The 16067-nt window shown below is 72.5% G+C and carries 14 protein-coding genes; 10 read left to right on the top strand and 4 right to left on the bottom strand.

The features are described from left to right. The first annotated feature begins 6 nt into the window (after positions 1-6). The 4 genes from ACZ607_RS16135 to ACZ607_RS16120 are packed head-to-tail and all read left to right on the top strand — an operon-like array spanning position 7 to position 4095. A complete protein-coding gene (locus tag ACZ607_RS16135; RefSeq protein WP_469735315.1) occupies positions 7-1131 on the top strand; it encodes an ABC transporter permease in 1125 nt (374 codons plus the stop codon). Next, on the top strand, positions 1128-2015 hold the full coding sequence (locus ACZ607_RS16130) for an ABC transporter permease (protein WP_469735314.1): 888 nt from the start codon (positions 1128-1130) through the stop codon (positions 2013-2015). Before ACZ607_RS16135 ends, ACZ607_RS16130 begins: the two co-directional genes overlap by 4 nt. After that, entirely contained in the window at positions 2015-3085 is a 1071-nt protein-coding gene (locus ACZ607_RS16125; RefSeq protein ID WP_469735313.1) for an ABC transporter ATP-binding protein, read from the top strand. The genes ACZ607_RS16130 and ACZ607_RS16125 overlap by 1 nt, the downstream gene beginning before the upstream one ends. Beyond that, entirely contained in the window at positions 3082-4095 is a 1014-nt protein-coding gene (locus tag ACZ607_RS16120) for an ABC transporter ATP-binding protein (protein ID WP_469735312.1), read from the top strand. The genes ACZ607_RS16125 and ACZ607_RS16120 overlap by 4 nt, the downstream gene beginning before the upstream one ends. A 17-nt stretch (positions 4096-4112) precedes the next feature. On the opposite strand, the gene trxA is transcribed toward ACZ607_RS16120, so the two are convergent. Both trxA and ACZ607_RS16110 read right to left on the bottom strand, forming a co-directional pair. Beyond that, the gene (trxA, locus tag ACZ607_RS16115; RefSeq protein WP_469735311.1) at positions 4113-4457 is read right to left on the bottom strand and encodes a thioredoxin; all 345 of its coding nucleotides are present in this window, start codon (positions 4455-4457) and stop codon (positions 4113-4115) included. After that, positions 4454-4873: a MerR family transcriptional regulator gene (locus ACZ607_RS16110; RefSeq protein WP_469735310.1), complete on the bottom strand. Its 420-nt coding sequence runs from the start codon at positions 4871-4873 to the stop codon at positions 4454-4456. The genes trxA and ACZ607_RS16110 overlap by 4 nt, the downstream gene beginning before the upstream one ends. A gap of 168 nt (positions 4874-5041) precedes the next feature. Here ACZ607_RS16110 and ACZ607_RS16105 point away from each other — a divergent pair, with 168 nt between their 5' ends. Then, on the top strand, positions 5042-6520 hold the full coding sequence (locus ACZ607_RS16105) for a glycoside hydrolase family 16 protein (protein ID WP_469735309.1): 1479 nt from the start codon (positions 5042-5044) through the stop codon (positions 6518-6520). A 139-nt stretch (positions 6521-6659) separates the two neighbouring features. On the opposite strand, the gene ACZ607_RS16100 is transcribed toward ACZ607_RS16105, so the two are convergent. Then, positions 6660-8024 (bottom strand): cation:dicarboxylate symporter family transporter, encoded by a 1365-nt coding sequence (locus tag ACZ607_RS16100; RefSeq protein ID WP_469735308.1) that lies wholly within the window; start codon positions 8022-8024, stop codon positions 6660-6662. A 160-nt stretch (positions 8025-8184) separates the two neighbouring features. On the opposite strand from ACZ607_RS16100, the gene ACZ607_RS16095 reads away from it, so the two are divergent. The 3 genes from ACZ607_RS16095 (at position 8185) to ACZ607_RS16085 (ending at position 11347) form a co-directional block, all read left to right on the top strand. After that, positions 8185-9888 carry a sensor histidine kinase gene (locus tag ACZ607_RS16095; RefSeq protein ID WP_469735307.1) on the top strand — a complete coding sequence of 568 codons (1704 nt, stop codon included), beginning with the start codon at positions 8185-8187 and terminating at the stop codon, positions 9886-9888. Continuing rightward, positions 9885-10559 (top strand): response regulator, encoded by a 675-nt coding sequence (locus ACZ607_RS16090; RefSeq protein WP_469735306.1) that lies wholly within the window; start codon positions 9885-9887, stop codon positions 10557-10559. Before ACZ607_RS16095 ends, ACZ607_RS16090 begins: the two co-directional genes overlap by 4 nt. A 164-nt stretch (positions 10560-10723) precedes the next feature. Then, positions 10724-11347: a helix-turn-helix domain-containing protein gene (locus ACZ607_RS16085; RefSeq protein ID WP_469735586.1), complete on the top strand. Its 624-nt coding sequence runs from the start codon at positions 10724-10726 to the stop codon at positions 11345-11347. Positions 11348-11444: 97 nt separating this feature from the next. On the opposite strand, the gene ACZ607_RS16080 is transcribed toward ACZ607_RS16085, so the two are convergent. Further along, positions 11445-12470 (bottom strand): ATP-dependent 6-phosphofructokinase, encoded by a 1026-nt coding sequence (locus ACZ607_RS16080; protein ID WP_073745343.1) that lies wholly within the window; start codon positions 12468-12470, stop codon positions 11445-11447. Between the two features lie 241 nt (positions 12471-12711). Between ACZ607_RS16080 and pta the strand changes: the two genes are divergently transcribed. After that, positions 12712-14784: a phosphate acetyltransferase gene (pta, locus tag ACZ607_RS16075; RefSeq protein ID WP_469735305.1), complete on the top strand. Its 2073-nt coding sequence runs from the start codon at positions 12712-12714 to the stop codon at positions 14782-14784. Positions 14785-14824: 40 nt separating this feature from the next. Then, a complete protein-coding gene (locus ACZ607_RS16070; protein WP_469735304.1) occupies positions 14825-16027 on the top strand; it encodes an acetate kinase in 1203 nt (400 codons plus the stop codon). The last annotated feature ends 40 nt before the right edge of the window (positions 16028-16067 follow it).

Below are 16067 nucleotides of genomic sequence, written 5' to 3'. Positions count from 1 at the left end.
CCGCCCATGACCGACACCGCCCCCGTCACCGCCCCCGCCGGCCCGGCCCGCACACCGGCGGGACCACCGCGCGCCACGAAGTCCCCTGCTCCCGGTGCCCGCCGCAGGATGCCGCCCCTGGCGGCGTACGCGCTGCGCCGTATCGCGTCCTCCGCTCTGATCGTCCTCGGCGTCACCCTGGTGACCTTCCTGCTCAGCTCCGTCGTCCCGGCGGACCCGGCCACCGCCAACCTCGGCCAGCGCGCCCTCGACGACCCCGAGACGGTGGCCCGCTACCGCGCGGACCAGGGCCTCGACCGGTCGCTGCCGGTGCAGTACGTCTCCTATCTCGGCCATCTGCTCGGCGGAGACCTGGGCACCTCGCAGCAGACGCAGCGCCCGGTCCTCGACGACCTCGCCGAGAAGCTGCCCGCCCCCCTCGAACTGGTCGTCGTGGCCACCCTCATGGCCCTCGTCATCGGTGTGCTGTTCGGGGTGCTCGCCGCGAAGGGGCGCGGTGGCCGGCTCGACCGGATCGCCCGCACCCTGTCCCTGACCGGGGTGTCCCTGCCGACCTTCTGGATCGGCATGGTCGCTGCCGTGCTGTTCGTCAAGAACCTCGGCGTCCTGCCCGGCTCCAGGCGGCTCGCCCCGGCCCTCGATCCACCGCCCCGGATCACCGGCTTCTACACGGCCGACGCCCTCCTGACCGGCGACACGGGCGCCTTCGCCTCGGCGACCGTCCATCTCGTCCTGCCCGCCTCGGTGCTCGCCCTGTCCGTCGTCGGCATGGTGCTGCGCTTCACGCGCAGCGCCGTACTCGAAGCGCTCTCCTCCGACTTCGTGAAGGCGGGGCGCGCCAAGGGACTCCGGGCACGCGGTGTCCTGTGGGGCTATGCGGTGCGCTCGGCGTCCGGCCAGCTGATCACCGCCACCACCCTCTCCTTCAGCCTGCTGCTCGCCGCGACCGTCTACATCGAGCAGCAGTTCTCCTGGAACGGCATCGGCCAGTACGCCTTCCGCAGCTCGACCAACCTCGACCTGCCCGCCGTGATGGGCGTGTCCATCCTCATCGCCCTGGTCTTCGTCGTGGTCAACCTGGCCGCCGACCTCCTGTACGCCGCCTTCGATCCGAGGATCCGCCTCTCATGACCGCCACCCTCACCCCGGTCACCGCACCGGGCCTCCGTACGGGACGGGTGGCCGGCGCCTGGCGCTGGGCGCGCCGCAATCCCGCACAGGGCGTCGCCGTCGGCGTACTGCTCCTGTGGCTGACCGTCATCCTCCTGGCGCCCCTGCTCGCGCCGTACGACCCGCTCGACCAGGGTGCGGTGCCCCTCGAAGGCGCGTCCTCCGCGCACTGGCTCGGCACCGACCCCGCGGGGCGCGACGTGCTCTCCCGCGTCCTGTACGGCGCCCGCCTGTCCGTCCCGGTCGGGCTGCTGCTCATCACCGCGACCGCCGTGATCGGTACGGTCGTCGGGCTTGCCGCGGGCTTCTTCGGCGGCTGGGTCGACGAGGTCCTGATGCGCGTCACCGACGTCGTCTTCGCCTTCCCGGTGATCATCCTGGCGATGGCCGTGGCCGCCTCGCTCGGCCCGTCGCTGCCCAACTCGGTCCTCGCGGGAGCCCTCGTCTGGTGGCCCGGATACGCCCGCACCGTACGGTCCGCCGTGCTCTCGCTGCGGGAGGCGGACTTCGTGCACGCGAACCGGCTCGCCGGGGTCGGCTCGGTCCGCTCGATCCTCGTGGACCTGGTGCCCGGCGTCGCCGGTTCGCTGCTCGTCCTCGCCATGCTGGACGTGGGCGGCGCGATCCTGCTGCTCGCCGGACTGTCCTTCCTCGGACTGGGCGCCAGGCCGCCGGCCGCCGAATGGGGATCGATGATCTCCGAGGCGTCCCAGTACTTCAACCAGTGGTGGCTCGCGGTCGTTCCCGGTCTCGCCATCGTCACGGTCGTGGTCGCCTTCAACGTTCTCGGCGACGCCCTGCGCGACCGGCTCGACCCCAAGCTCCCGACGGCTGGAGAACGATGATGAGTGCCGCCGAACCCCTGCTGGACGTAAGGGACCTGACGGTCACCCTGCCCCGCGCCGGAGGGGACATCCGGCTCGTCGACGGTGTCGGTCTCACCGTCCGCCCCGGGGAGGTCCTCGGCATCGCCGGGGAGTCCGGAAGCGGCAAGACGGTGACGGGCATGACCCTGGTCGGCCTCGGTCCCGAACGCGCCAGGGTGACCGGCTCGGTCCGCTTCGACGGGCGCGAGCTGGTCGGGCTCCCCGACAAGGAGTGGGGCCGGGTGCGCGGCCGGGACATCGCGGTCGTCTTCCAGGACCCGTCCTCCGCCCTGCACCCGATGCTGACCGTGGGCCGGCAGATCACCGATCATGTACGCCGCCACGAGGGCGTCAGCCGGAAGCAGGCGGCCGCCCGGGCGGTCGAGCTGCTCGACCTGGTGCGCATCCCCGGCGGGGCCTCGGCCGCCGCCCGCTACCCGCACCAGTTCTCCGGCGGGATGCGTCAGCGCATCGCCATCGCCTCGGCCCTGGCCTGCGGCCCGCGCCTGCTCATCGCCGACGAGCCGACGACCGCCCTCGACGTCACCGTGCAGGCCGGGATCGTCGAACTCCTCGACGAGCTCCGGCGGGAGACGGACATGGCGGTCGTCATGGTCACCCACGACCTCGGCGTGCTGTCCTCCGTCGCCGACCGGATCGCCGTCTTCTACTCCGGCCGCGTCATCGAGACCGGCACCGTGGGCGAGGTCATCGGCGACCCCCAGCACCCCTACACACGGGGCCTGTTGCAGGCGTTGCCGCACGCCTCGCTCGGGGAGCGCTCCGCCGTCGGGCACGCCGTGCCGCTGCGCCCCATCCCCGGTTCGGCCCCCGCCGCCGACGCTCCGCCGTCCGGCTGCGCCTTCCACCCGCGCTGCGCCTCGGCCGTCGAGGGCTGCGACCGGGTGCGCCCGGTCACGGTCGGCCTCGGCCCCGCCCGTACGGTCGCGTGTGTGCTGGCGGAGCCCGGGGCCGCCCGCCCCGCCGACACCCCATCGATCCCCGGCCCCGTCCCCGCGGCCGGGGCCCCCGCCCGGAGGAAGGCATGACCGACACCACCGGCCGCCCGGCCGAACCGCTGCTCCGTATCGAGGACGTGGTCGTCGAATACCCGCGCAAGGGACTGCCCCCGATGCGCGCGCTGGCCGGCGTCGGCCTGGAGATCGCCCCGGGCGAGATCGTCGGCATCGTCGGCGAGTCCGGCTGCGGCAAGTCCACCCTGGCCCGCGCCATGACCGGGCTCGCCCCCGCGCGGGCCGGTTCGATCACCTTCGACGGCACCGCGGTGGGCGCCGTCGGACGGCGTCGCCGCGCCTCCGGCCTGCTGCCGCTCCAGATGGTGTTCCAGGACCCGAACGCCTCGCTCAACCCACGGCGCACCATCGGCGCGCAGATCCAGGAGGTGGTGGTGGCCCGCGAGCGTGCGCGGGGCGCCGGGCGCGGGCGGCGCGACCCGGAGAACGCGCGCGAGGCCGTCGAGGCGCTGCGCCGGGTCGGCCTGCCGGACGGGGCGGCGGAGAAGTACCCGCACGAGTTCTCCGGCGGACAGCGGCAGCGCGCGGCGATCGCCCGGGCGCTCGCCTCCCGCCCGAGGATGATCGTCGCGGACGAGCCGGTGTCGGCCCTCGACGCGTCCGCGCAGGCCGCGGTGGCGAATCTGCTGCGGGACCTGTCGCGCGAGGAAGGCATCGCGCTCGCCTTCATCTCGCACGACCTGGCGGTGGTCGGCGCGCTCGCCGACCGGGTGGTCGTCATGTATCTGGGCCGTGTGGTGGAGGCGGGCACCGTCGAGCAGATCTTCAACGATCCGCAGCACCCTTACACCCGGGCCCTGTTGGCCGCCGTCCCCGTGCCGGACGGCAGCGGCTGCCGTCCCCGGGCGCTGAGCGGCGAGGTCCCCGACCCGGGCAGCCCGCCGCCCGGCTGCCGCTTCCACCCGCGCTGTCCGCTCGCCGTCGACCGCTGTCGGACGGACGAACCGGTGCTGCTGCCGACACCGGGGGCGGGATCCGAGGTCGCGTGCTGGGTCGCCCGGACGCGGGACGCGGTGCCGGGCTGAAGGCGCGTCCGCCCGTGTCAGACCGCCGCCGGGAGCACGTCCTCCAGCTCCTGGAGGAGGCGGCGCTTCGGGCGGGCGCCCACCGACGACTTCACCGGTTCGCCGTCCCGGAAGACCATCAGGGTCGGCGTGGACAGCACCGCGTAACGGCTGGTGACGGCCGGGTTGTGGTCCACGTCGATCTGGACGACCTTCAGGCGGCCGGCCTCCTCGCGGGCGATCGCGCTGAGCACCGGGGCGAGCTGGCGGCAGGGGCCGCACCAGTCGGCGGTGAACTCGACGAGGACCGGGAGGCCCGTCCCCCGTACCTCCTCGTCGAATGTGGCATCGGTGACCTCGGTGACTCCCTCTGCGTGGATCATCGGTCCTCGTCCTCCCGGTTCAGTTCACATCGTGGTTCGGGGCCGCCGGGCGTCTCCGCCGACGCCTCCACTTCGGCGCGGGCCAGCTGGGCGCCCACCTCCGTACGGACCGACTGCAACTGGCCGATGAGCGCGTCCAGTTCGCCGAGCTTGCGCCGGTAGACGGCCAGCGAGGCCGGGCAGGAGTCGCCCGCCGGGTGGCCCGCGCGCAGGCAGTCGACGAAGGGGCGGGTCTCCTCCAGGTCGAACCCGAAGTCCTGGAGGGTCCGGATCTGCCGGACCATCCGCAGATCGCCCTCGTCGTACGTGCGGTAGCCGTTCCCCGCGCGGCGCGCCCGCAGCAGGCCCCGTGACTCGTAGTACCGCAGCGTCCGTGTCGTCGTCCCGGCGCGCTCGGCCAGCTCCCCGATTCGCATACCGCGACGGTAATCCTTGACGTCGGCGTCAAGGCAAGGGAAGCGGGGGCCCGGCATTCGGGAAGTGAAGCCGCCGGGGCCATTGACGGCCGCCCCGGGCGCGTCTACATAACTCTGAGAGCGCTCTCAATCGCACCTTCCCCGGCACCGTCCCCACCGGAGGTCCCCTTGCGTACGAGCCGCACCGTCCCGCACAGACCCCACAGACGTACGACCGTCCTCGCCGCCCTCACGGCCCTGGCCCTGACCCTCGCCGGAGTGATCACCGTCGCCGGATCCGGGTCCGCCCGGGGTGACGTGCCGACCGCGCCCGGCTGGAACCTCCAGTGGAGCGACGACTTCAACGGCGCGAACCGCAGCCTGCCGTCCTCCACGAACTGGCAGATCGACACGGGTCACGGCTACCCCGGCGGCCCCGGCAACTGGGGCACCGGCGAGATCCAGAACTACACCGCCAGCCCCGACAACGTCAGCCTCGACGGCGGCGGCAACCTCCGCATCACCCCGCTCCGCGACAGCGCGGGCAACTGGACCTCGGGCCGTATCGAGACCAAGCGGGCCGACTTCAAGGCGCCGGCCGGCGGCACCCTGCGCATCGAGGCCCGCGTCCAGATGCCGAACGTCACCGGTAACGCGGCGCTCGGCTACTGGCCCGCGTTCTGGGCACTGGGATCGCCGTACCGGGGCAACTACTGGAACTGGCCGGGCATCGGCGAGTTCGACATCATGGAGAACGTCAACGGGATCAACTCCGTCTGGGGCGTGCTCCACTGCGGCGTCAACCCGGGCGGCCCCTGCAACGAGACCACCGGCCTGGGCAACAGCCGCGCCTGCCCGGGCGCAAGCTGCCAGTCCGCCTTCCACACGTACCGCTTCGAGTGGGACCGCGCCACCACCCCCAACGCCCTGCGCTGGTACGTGGACGACCAGCTCTTCCACAGCGTCACCCAGAGCCAGCTGGACACCGCGACCTGGGCGAACATGACGGACCACGCCGGGTACTTCCTCCTGCTGAACCTCGCGATCGGCGGCGCCTTCCCGAACGCGCTCGGCGGCTCCACCCCGACGGCGGAGACCGTCCCGGGCCGGCCCATGCTGGTCGACTACGTGGGCGTCTGGACCAGAGGCGGCGGATCGACGAACCCGCCCACGGACCCGCCGACCGATCCCCCCACCGGCTCCTCCACCCTCGCCCTGCGCAGCGCCGGCGGCCTCGGCGCGGCCCAGTCCGCCGCCTCCTCGGTGACGGTGGCCTCGGCCGGCGGCGGCAACCACGACGGGACCCCGCACAGTCCGCAGACCTTCACCGCGACCGGCATCACCCGGGCCTACGACGGCGGCTCCACCCAGTTCGACGTCTTCGCCGACTCGGGCACGACCGTGGCCAACGGGCAGCAGGTGAGGGTGAGTTACGACCGTACGGGCGACGGGACCTGGGACCGCACGGAGACGTACAACTACTTCGCCACCGACCCCGTCCCCGGGTACGAGCACTACACCCAGGCCAAGGGGATCAGGTCGTCCACCGGGAGCCACGGCAACCTGGTGAACGGCACCGTACGGGTCGAGGTCTGGAACGCCATCGGCAACGGCACGAGCACCGTGGGCACCGGCAACCAGTCGGTGGTCCACATCCCGTACGGCTGAGGCGCGCGCGGGCGGACCCGGGACGGCAGGCGCGTCCGCCCGTCATCGCCTCCGCCCATGCCGGGCAGGTGGCCGAGGCCGCGCGGGAACACGGACGCGGCCGGCACGGGAGTCCCGTGCCGGCCGCGTCCTTCGTGGATCAGACCTTCGCGAGCGAGGGCTTCTCCTCGCCGCCGTCCCTGGCCTCGGGGACCTCGGCGTCCGCAGGGCTGTGGTCGTCCGTCATCGTCTGCTCGTCGAACGGGAGCGCGCCGGAGAGGACCTCGTCCACCCGGGCCCGGTCGATCTCCTTGGTCCAGGTGCCGACGAGCACCGTGGCCACCGCGTTGCCCGCGAAGTTCGTCAGGGCGCGGGCCTCGCTCATGAAGCGGTCGATGCCGACGATCAGGCCGACGCCGTCGACCAGCTCGGGGCGGTGCGACTGGAGGCCGCCCGCGAGGGTGGCGAGACCGGCGCCGGTGACGCCCGCCGCACCCTTCGAGGCGATCACCATGAAGACCAGCAGCGAGATCTGCTCCCCGATGCTCAGCGGGTCGCCCGTGGCGTTGGCGATGAAGAGCGAGGCCATCGTGAGGTAGATCGCGGTGCCGTCGAGGTTGAAGGAGTAGCCGGTCGGCACGGTGATGCCGACGACGGGCTTGCTGACGCCCATGTGCTCCATCTTCGCGATCAGCCGGGGCAGGGCCGACTCGGAGGAGGAGGTGGAGAGGATCAGCAGGAACTCACGGCCCAGGTACTTCAGCAGGGAGAAGATGTTGACCCCGGCCACCAGGCGCAGGATGGCGCCCAGGATCAGGAAGACGAAGAGCGCGCAGGTGACGTAGAAGCCGACCATGATGATCGCGAGGGACTTCAGCGCGTCCAGGCCGGTCTCGCCGACCACCGCCGCCATCGCGCCGAACGCGCCGACCGGGGCGGCCCACATGATCATCGCGAGGATGCGGAAGACGAGGCGCTGGATGTGCCCGATGCCCCGCAGGACCGGCTCGCCGGCCGAGCCCATGGCCTGGAGCGCGAAGCCCGCGAGCAGCGCGATGAGCAGGGTCTGGAGGACCTCGCCCTCGGTGAAGGCCGACACCATGGTCGTGGGGATGATGCCGAGCAGGAAGTCCACGGTGGACTCGCTGTCGCCCGCCTGCGCCTCACCCGCGGCGCGGGCCGCCTCGGTGAGGTGGAGGCTGGAACCGGGCTCCAGGATGTTGCCGACGACCAGGCCGATGGCCAGGGCCACGGTCGACATCACCAGGAAGTAGCCGAGGGCCAGACCGCCGACGGCACCGACCTTGGCGGCCTTCCGTACGGAGCCGACCCCCAGCACGATCGTGCAGAAGATGATCGGCGAGATCATCATCTTGATGAGGTTGACGAAGCCTGTGCCGATCGGCTTCAGCTCCACGGCGAAGTCCGGAGCGACGAAGCCCACCGTGATGCCCAGCACCACGGCGGCGATCACGGCCAGGTAGAGATAGTGGGTGCGGTCCCGTCGTGCGGCTTTCTCTGCCACGGGGGTCTCCTCGGGTGTGCGGCGGCTCCGGCTCCCCGTCCCTGGGGGCCCCGGTGACTATTCACTTCCCTGTGACGGCCGTCACCCTTGCGTTCATATCGTTCACGGACGCTTATCGGCCACCTTGGGGCCCCGCTCCCGGCCAGGCAGACTGTGAGGCATGCGCCTGTCCCGTACCCTCCCCCGCAGCCTGGCCGGCCAGCTGTTCGCGATGCAGGCCCTGCTCGTGGCGGCGGTCGTGGCCGGGTGCGCCTTCTTCGCGTACGCCTCCGGCCGCTCGCAGGCCGAGGAGACCGCGGCCCGCCAGGTACGGGCAGCCGCTCTCGCCATGGCCGAATCGCCGTCGGTGCGGGAGGCGATCCGTACCCCGGACCCCTCCGCCGTACTCCAGCCGTACGCGGAGCGGGTCCGCGAGGAGACCGGGATCGCGTTCGTCACGATCATGAATCCGGCGGGCGTCCGCTGGACCCACCCCGATCCCACGCAGATCGGCAGGAGCTTCATCGGACACACCGACCGCGCGCTGCGCGGCGAGACCTTCGAGGAGACGTACGCCGGCACGCTCGGCCCCTCGATACGGGTCGTCACGCCCGTCCGCGACGGCGACCGGATCGTCGGCCTGGTCAGCGCGGGCATCACCGTCGAGCGGGTCTCCACCCAGGTGCGCGAGCAGCTCGGCGCCCTGGGCACGGCGGCCGGCGCCGCCCTGGCGCTCGGCGCGCTCGGGACGTACGTGATCAACGCCCGGCTGCGGCGGCACACGCACGGGATGAACGCCCGGGAGCTGAGCCGGATGCACACCTACCACGAGGCCACGCTGCACGCGGTGCGCGAGGGGCTGCTGATGCTGGACGGACAGCGCCGGGTCGCCCTGATCAACGACGCGGGCAGGGAGCTGCTGGGGCTGGCGCCGGGGTCGGTGGGCCGCCGGGTCGACGAGCTGGCCCTCCCGGCGCCGCTGACCGGGGCGCTCCTGGCGTCCGAGCCACGGGTGGACGAGGTCCACCTCACGGCGGACCGGGTGATCGTCGTCAACACCAGCCCGGTGGTCGGGGGCGAGCGGCGCGGCACGGTCGTGACGCTGCGGGACCACACGGAGCTCCAGGCGCTGTCGGGCGAGCTCGACTCGGAGCGCGGTTTCACCCAGGCGCTGCGCTCGCAGGCCCACGAGGCGGCGAACCGGCTGCACACCGTGGTGTCGCTGATCGAGCTGGGCCGGGTCGAGGAGGCGGTGGACTTCGCGACGGCGGAGCTGGAGCTGGCGCAGGTCCTCACCGACCGGGTGGTGGGCGCGGTCGCCGAGCCGGTGCTCGCGGCCCTGCTGCTCGGCAAGGCGGCGCAGGCCAACGAGCGGGGCGTGGAGCTGGTGCTCGGCGAGGACAGTCTGATCGACGACGGTGCCCTGCCGCCCTCGACGGCGCCCCGGGACCTCGTGACGATCCTCGGCAATCTCATCGACAACGCGGTGGACGCCGCGTCGGAGGCAGCGACCGGTGGAGCGGCCCCGGTGGCGACGGGCGAGGACGCCTCCGCGGCGTCCGGCGAGGGCGTTCCCGTTCCCGCGCAGCGCACCCCGACCCGGGCCCTGGTCACCGTGACCGCGCGGACGGAGTCCGGCGAGCTGCTGCTGCGGGTGGCGGACACCGGCGCCGGGATCGGCCCCGACGACGCGGACGAGGTGTTCCGGCGCGGCTGGACGACCCACGGCACGGGGCGCGGCCTCGGCCTGGCACTGGTGCGGCAGGCGGTCCACCGCAACGGCGGGACGGTCACACTGGGCCGGGCGCCGGGCGGCGGCGCGGAGTTCACGGTACGGCTGCCGCTCACCGGCCGTACGGCGGGGACGGAGGTGGCCGCGCCGTGATCAGGGTGCTGGTCGTGGAGGACGATCCGGTGGCCGCGGACGCCCATCAGCTGTACGTGGGCCGGGTGCGGGGCTTCGAGGTCGCCGCCGTCGCCCACTCGCGGGCGGAGGCCGTACGGGCGCTGGACCGGACGGAGGTGGACCTGCTGCTGCTCGATCTGTACCTGCCCGACGGGCACGGGCTCCAGCTGCTGCGTTCGCTGCGGGCGGCGGGGCACGGCGCGGACGTCATCGCGGTGACGTCGGCGCGCGATCTGGCGGTGGTGCGGGAAGGCGTGTCGCTCGGCGTCGTGCAGTACGTGCTGAAGCCGTTCACCTACCCCACGCTCCGGGACCGGCTCGTGCGGTACGCGGAGTTCCGGGCCGCTGCGGGCGAGGCGAGCGGACAGGAGGAGGTGGACCGCGCGCTGGGCGCACTGCGGGTCTCGGACCCGGCGACGCTGCCCAAGGGGCTGAGCGGTCCGACGCTGGAGGCGGTCACCCGGGCGCTGCGGGAGGCGCCGGACGGGGTGACCGCGGCGGCCGCCGGGGAGGAGCTGGGGATCTCCCGGATCACCGCCCGCCGCTATCTGGAGCATCTGGTGACGGTGGGCCGGGCCGTGCGGCGGCCGAGTTACGGGCAGGTGGGCCGGCCGGAGCTGCACTACCACTGGGTGGCCGAAACCCGCTGATGCCTCCGGGCCTCACCGAGGGGCACGCTAGGAGGATCATACGAAGGGTGAACTGATAGGAACAGCCTGTAGCCAGGCCGTTCCCGGCCTTCTACGGTGGGGCCGTGCACCCATCCCCGCCCTTCAACGCCCCCGCCGCGCGTCGCCTCCGCGAGGCGCTGGGAATGGCTCCCGGACATGTTGCGTACGGGCTCGGCGCCCAGTACGGACTTCGGATCACCGCCGAGACGGTGATGGCCTGGGAGCGTGGAACGGCCCTGCCGGGCGAACGTGAACTGATGGCGCTGGCCGGTGTGCTGTGGTGCGCGCCGGGTGAACTCCTGGCCGCCGCGAGCACCTTGCGCGAACACCGGCTGGCCCGGGACCTCGCGGTGGACGACCTGGCGCGGACGCTCGGGATGACGGCTTCCGCGTACCAGCGCATCGAGGAGTCGGGCCGCTGGCGCGGCAACGAGCGCCAGGCCGCGGCGCTCTGCGAGGCGCTGGACATGTCCGCGGCGCAGTTCCTGACGGCGACCGGCCGCAACGAGGAGCTGGCGGATCTGCTGACCAGGGCGGTGACGACCCGCTGGCAGGCGTACGTACGCCCGGTGGACAAGCTCGTACCGCTGGACCGGATCCTGGTCCAGGACGTGCTGGAGCAGCTGCACGCCGACTACCAGTCCCTGATGGTGTCCACGCTCAGCTGGAACACCACGGGCCGGGACCGGGCGGGGACCGCCGGCGAGGAGGGGCGGGAGTTCCTGGACCGGGTGGTCGAGGAGTTCTGGCGGACGGCGGGCATCTGAGCGGGCGTACGCGGCGAACGGCCCGGGCCGTCCGACACTGCTGGCGTACGCGGCGAACGGCCCCGGCCGTCCGACGGGGCGGTCGGGGCGGGGCGGCTCAGAAGACCGACTCGGCCTCGTACATCCGGTCGCTGGGGACCGTCTTGAGCCGGGTCACGGCGTCCGCCAGCGGGGCCATCACGATCTCGGTCCCGCGCAGGGCCGTCATCCGGCCGAAGTCACCGCGGTGCACGGCCTCCACGGCGTTCCACCCGAAGCGGGTCGCGAGCACCCGGTCGTACGCGGTCGGCGTGCCACCGCGCTGGACATGGCCGAGAATGACCGGCCGGGCCTCCTTGCCGAGGCGCAGCTCCAGCTCGGCGGCGAGACGGTTGCCGATGCCCTTGAAGCGCTCGTGGCCGAACTGGTCGATCTCACCCTTGGCGTACGGCATGGAGCCCTCGGCCGGGTGGGCGCCCTCGGCGACGCAGATGACGGCGAACTTCTTGCCGCGCGCGAAGCGTTCCTCGACCATCTTGACCAGGTCGTCGACCTGGAAGGGCCGCTCCGGCAGGCAGATGCCGTGGGCACCGCCGGCCATGCCGGACTCCAGCGCGATCCAGCCCGCGTGGCGGCCCATGACCTCGACGACCATGACCCGCTGGTGCGACTCGGCGGTGGTCTTGAGACGGTCTATGGCCTCGGTCGCGACGCCCACGGCGGTGTCGAATCCGAAAGTCCGGTCGGTGGCGGAGATGTCGTTGTCGATGGTTTTCGGGACGCCGACGACGGGCATCCCGGCGTCGGACAGCATGCGGGCCGCGGTGAGCGTGCCCTCGCCGCCGATCGGGATCAGCGCGTCGATGCCGTAACGCAGGGACAGTTCCGCGCAGTTCTCGGCGGCTTCGCGCAGCCGGTCGCGCTCCAGCCGGGCCGAGCCGAGGATCGTGCCGCCGCGCGCCAGGATGCCGCTGACCGCGTTCAGGTCGAGGGGGCGGAAGTGGCCGTCGAGCAGCCCCTTGAAGCCGTCCTCGAAGCCGATGACCTCGTCGCCGTGCCCCACCACGGCGCGGTGCACGACCGACCGGATCACAGCGTTCAGGCCTGGGCAGTCGCCGCCTGCGGTGAGAATTCCGATGCGCATCCCGCTCTGTCTCCTGCTCGCTAGTGCCATGCATTCCGGGGACCGTCGTCAAACCCCCGTACCGTGAGCCACGACGATTGTCCCACGCCGAACCGGGCACTCGCGCTTCCGGCCGGGCCGCGGACCCCGTGCGGGGTCCGGGAGCGGCCCGCTCCTGGCGCTCCGCCCGGCGGGCGATGTACCTGCCCCGGTAGGTATCGTCAAGGGGACAATGCCAGCCAAACAGGACGGGAGACCACGCGTGGCGCGCAGTGTGTACGTGACCGGGATCGACCGGGGAGACGGCCGTCAGGTCGTCGACCTGGGAGTCATGGAGCTACTGACGCGTCAGGTCGACCGGGTCGGTGTCTTCCGGCCGCTCGTCCACGACGGCCCCGACCGGCTGTTCGAGCTGCTGCGGGCCCGCTACCGGCTGTCGCAGAGCGCGGAGACCGTCTTCGGCCTGGACTACCAGGAGGCCTCCGCGGTCCAGGCCGAGAAGGGCACGGACGAGCTGGTCTCGCTGCTCGTGGAGCGCTTCCACCGGGTGGCCCGCGACTACGAGGTGGTCCTGGTCCTCGGCAGCGACTTCGCCGCCACCCAGCTCCCCGACGAGCTGGCCCTGAACGCGAGGCTGGCCAACGAGTTCGGCGCCTCGGTGATCGCGGTGGTCGGCGGCAAGGACCAGGACGCCGGGTCCGTACGGGCGGAGACGCGCAACGCCTACCGGGCGTACGCCGGTCTCGGCTGCGACGTCCTGGCGATGATCGTGAACCGGGTGGCGTCCGAGGACCGGCAGGAGATCGCCGAGCGCCTGAGGGCGCAGCTCCCGGTCCCCTGTTCCGTACTGCCGGACGATCCCGCGCTCTCCGCGCCCACCGTCGCCCAGATCACCACCGCACTGGGCGGAACGGTTCTGCTCGGCGACGACTCCGGCCTGGCCAGGGACGCGCTGGACTTCGTGTTCGGCGGGGCCATGCTGCCGAACCTCCTGAAGGCCCTGACCCCGGGCTGCATGGTCGTCACCCCCGGGGACCGCGCGGACCTGGTCATCGGCTCGCTCGCCGCGCACAGCGCCGGCACCCCGCCCATCGCGGGCGTCCTGCTGACCCTGAACGAGCGTCCGGGCGAGGAGATACTCCGGCTGGCCGCCCGCCTCGCACCGGGCACCCCGGTCGTCGCGGTGGCCGGCGGATCCTTTCCCACGGCCGGTGAACTCTTCGCCCTTGAAGGCAAGTTGAACGCGGCGACGCCCCGCAAGGCGGAGACCGCCCTCGGCCTCTTCGAACGCCACGTGGACACCGGCGCCCTGCTGGAGCGGGTCTCGGTGGCCCGCAGCGGCCGGGTCACCCCGATGATGTTCGAGCACGAGCTGCTGGAGCAGGCCCGCGCGAACCGGCGCCGGGTCGTCCTCCCGGAGGGCACCGAGGAGCGCGTCCTGCGCGCCGCCGACGTACTGCTGCGCCGCGACGTCTGCGACCTGACCCTCCTCGGGGACGTCGACGTCATCCGCAAGAAGGCCGCCGACCTGGGCATCGACCTCGCCGGGACCCAGATCGTCGATCCGGCGACCTCCGAGCTGCGCCAGGGCTTCGCCGAGCGGTACGCCGCGCTCCGCGCGCACCGCGGGGTGACGGTCGAGCTGGCGTACGACGTGGTCTCGGACGTCAACTACTTCGGCACCCTGATGGTGCAGGAGGGCCTGGCCGACGGCATGGTCTCCGGATCGGTGCACTCCACGGCGGCCACGATCCGCCCGGCCTTCGAGATCATCAAGACCAAGCCGGAGGCCTCGATCGTCTCCTCGGTTTTCTTCATGTGCCTCGCCGACAAGGTCCTGGTCTACGGCGACTGCGCGGTCAACCCGGATCCGAATGCCGAGCAGCTCGCGGACATCGCGGTGCAGTCGGCGGTCACCGCGTCCCGCTTCGGCGTGGATCCCCGGATCGCGATGCTCTCGTACTCGACGGGCACCTCGGGCTCCGGCGCCGACGTCGACAAGGTGCGGGAGGCCACGGAGCGGGTACGCGCCTCGCATCCGGACCTGAGGATCGAGGGTCCGATCCAGTACGACGCGGCGGTCGAGCCCTCCGTCGCCGCGACCAAGCTGCCGGCGTCGGAGGTGGCCGGCCGGGCGACCGTGCTGATCTTCCCGGACCTCAACACCGGCAACAACACCTACAAGGCGGTCCAGCGTTCGGCGAACGCGGTCGCGGTCGGCCCGGTGCTCCAGGGGCTGCGCAAGCCCGTCAACGACCTGTCCCGGGGCGCGCTGGTCCAGGACATCGTCAACACGGTGGCCATCACCGCGATCCAGGCGCAGGGCGAGGAATGACCCCGACGACCACCGACCCAGCAGCGGAGGTTCCCGCTCCATGAACGACCCCCACCGTGTACTCGTGCTGAATTCCGGCTCCTCGTCGGTGAAGTACCAGCTGCTGGACATGCGCGACCGCTCACGGCTGGCCACCGGCCTCGTCGAGCGGATCGGCGAGTCCACCTCCCGCCTGGTGCACACTCCGAAGGGCGGGGAGACCCGCGAGCGCTCCGGCCGGATCGCCGACCACGAGCAGGCGCTGAAGGCGGCGGCCGACGAGCTGGCGGCCGACGGGCTGGGGCTGGACTCCCCCGAACTGGCGGCGATCGGCCACCGGGTGGTGCACGGCGGGCTGAAGTTCAGCGAGCCCACCGTGATCACCGACGAGGTGCTGAAGGAGATCGAGCGGCTCGTCCCGGTGGCGCCGCTGCACAACCCGGCGAACATCACCGGGATCCGTACGGCGCGGGCGCTGCGCCCGGACCTGCCGCAGGTCGCGGTCTTCGACACGGCGTTCCACACGACGATGCCGGAGGCCGCGGCGCGGTACGCCATCGACGTGGAGACCGCCGACGCCCACCGCATCCGCCGCTACGGCTTCCACGGCACCTCGCACGCGTACGTGTCGCGCAGGACGGCCGAGCTGCTGGGCCGGCCGGTGGCCGAGGTGAACGTGATCGTGCTGCACCTGGGGAACGGGGCCTCGGCCTCCGCCGTGGCGGGCGGCCGGTGCGTGGAGACGTCGATGGGGCTGACCCCCTTGGAGGGGCTCGTCATGGGTACGCGCTCCGGGGACATCGACCCGGCCGTCACCTTCCACCTGAAGCGGGTGGCGGGGATGTCGACGGACGAGATCGACGAGCTGCTGAACAAGCGGAGCGGCCTGGTCGGTCTCTGCGGCGACAACGACATGCGGGAGATCCGGCGCCGGGTGGACGAGGGCGACGAGCGGGCCGCGCTCGCGTTCGACATCTACATCCACCGGCTGAAGAAGTACATCGGCGCCTATTCGGCGGTGCTCGGCCGGGTGGACGCCGTGGTGTTCACGGCGGGGGTGGGGGAGAACTCGGCCCCGGTGCGGGAGGCTGCGCTCGCGGGACTTGAGGGTTTCGGCCTGGCCGTGGACGCCGGCCGCAACGCCGTACGGTCCGGCGAACCGCGGCTGATCTCGCCCGACGACGCGCGGGTGGCGGTCGCCGTCGTACCTACGGACGAGGAGCTGGAGATCGCCGGTCAGACCTTCGACCTGGTCCACAACTGAGCGGGCCCGCGCCCCTTTGTATCTTCCACCAGACGGAATA

Source organism: Streptomyces sp. NPDC104381, assembly GCF_055583745.1.
This window is presented reverse-complemented; position numbering and strand designations above follow the sequence as displayed.

Bases quoted from the DNA above. Each gene is read 5' to 3' on its own strand.
- ACZ607_RS16085 (WP_469735586.1), top strand. From the start codon at position 10,724: ATGGCTCCCGGACATGTTGCGTACGGGCTCGGCGCCCAGTACGGACTT.
- trxA (WP_469735311.1), bottom strand. From the start codon at position 4,457: ATGATCCACGCAGAGGGAGTCACCGAGGTCACCGATGCCACATTCGAC.
- ACZ607_RS16130 (WP_469735314.1), top strand. From the start codon at position 1,128: ATGACCGCCACCCTCACCCCGGTCACCGCACCGGGCCTCCGTACGGGA.
- ACZ607_RS16095 (WP_469735307.1), top strand. From the start codon at position 8,185: ATGCGCCTGTCCCGTACCCTCCCCCGCAGCCTGGCCGGCCAGCTGTTC.
- ACZ607_RS16080 (WP_073745343.1), bottom strand. From the start codon at position 12,470: ATGCGCATCGGAATTCTCACCGCAGGCGGCGACTGCCCAGGCCTGAAC.
- ACZ607_RS16110 (WP_469735310.1), bottom strand. From the start codon at position 4,873: ATGCGAATCGGGGAGCTGGCCGAGCGCGCCGGGACGACGACACGGACG.
- ACZ607_RS16125 (WP_469735313.1), top strand. From the start codon at position 2,015: ATGAGTGCCGCCGAACCCCTGCTGGACGTAAGGGACCTGACGGTCACC.
- ACZ607_RS16070 (WP_469735304.1), top strand. From the start codon at position 14,825: ATGAACGACCCCCACCGTGTACTCGTGCTGAATTCCGGCTCCTCGTCG.
- ACZ607_RS16135 (WP_469735315.1), top strand. From the start codon at position 7: ATGACCGACACCGCCCCCGTCACCGCCCCCGCCGGCCCGGCCCGCACA.
- ACZ607_RS16120 (WP_469735312.1), top strand. From the start codon at position 3,082: ATGACCGACACCACCGGCCGCCCGGCCGAACCGCTGCTCCGTATCGAG.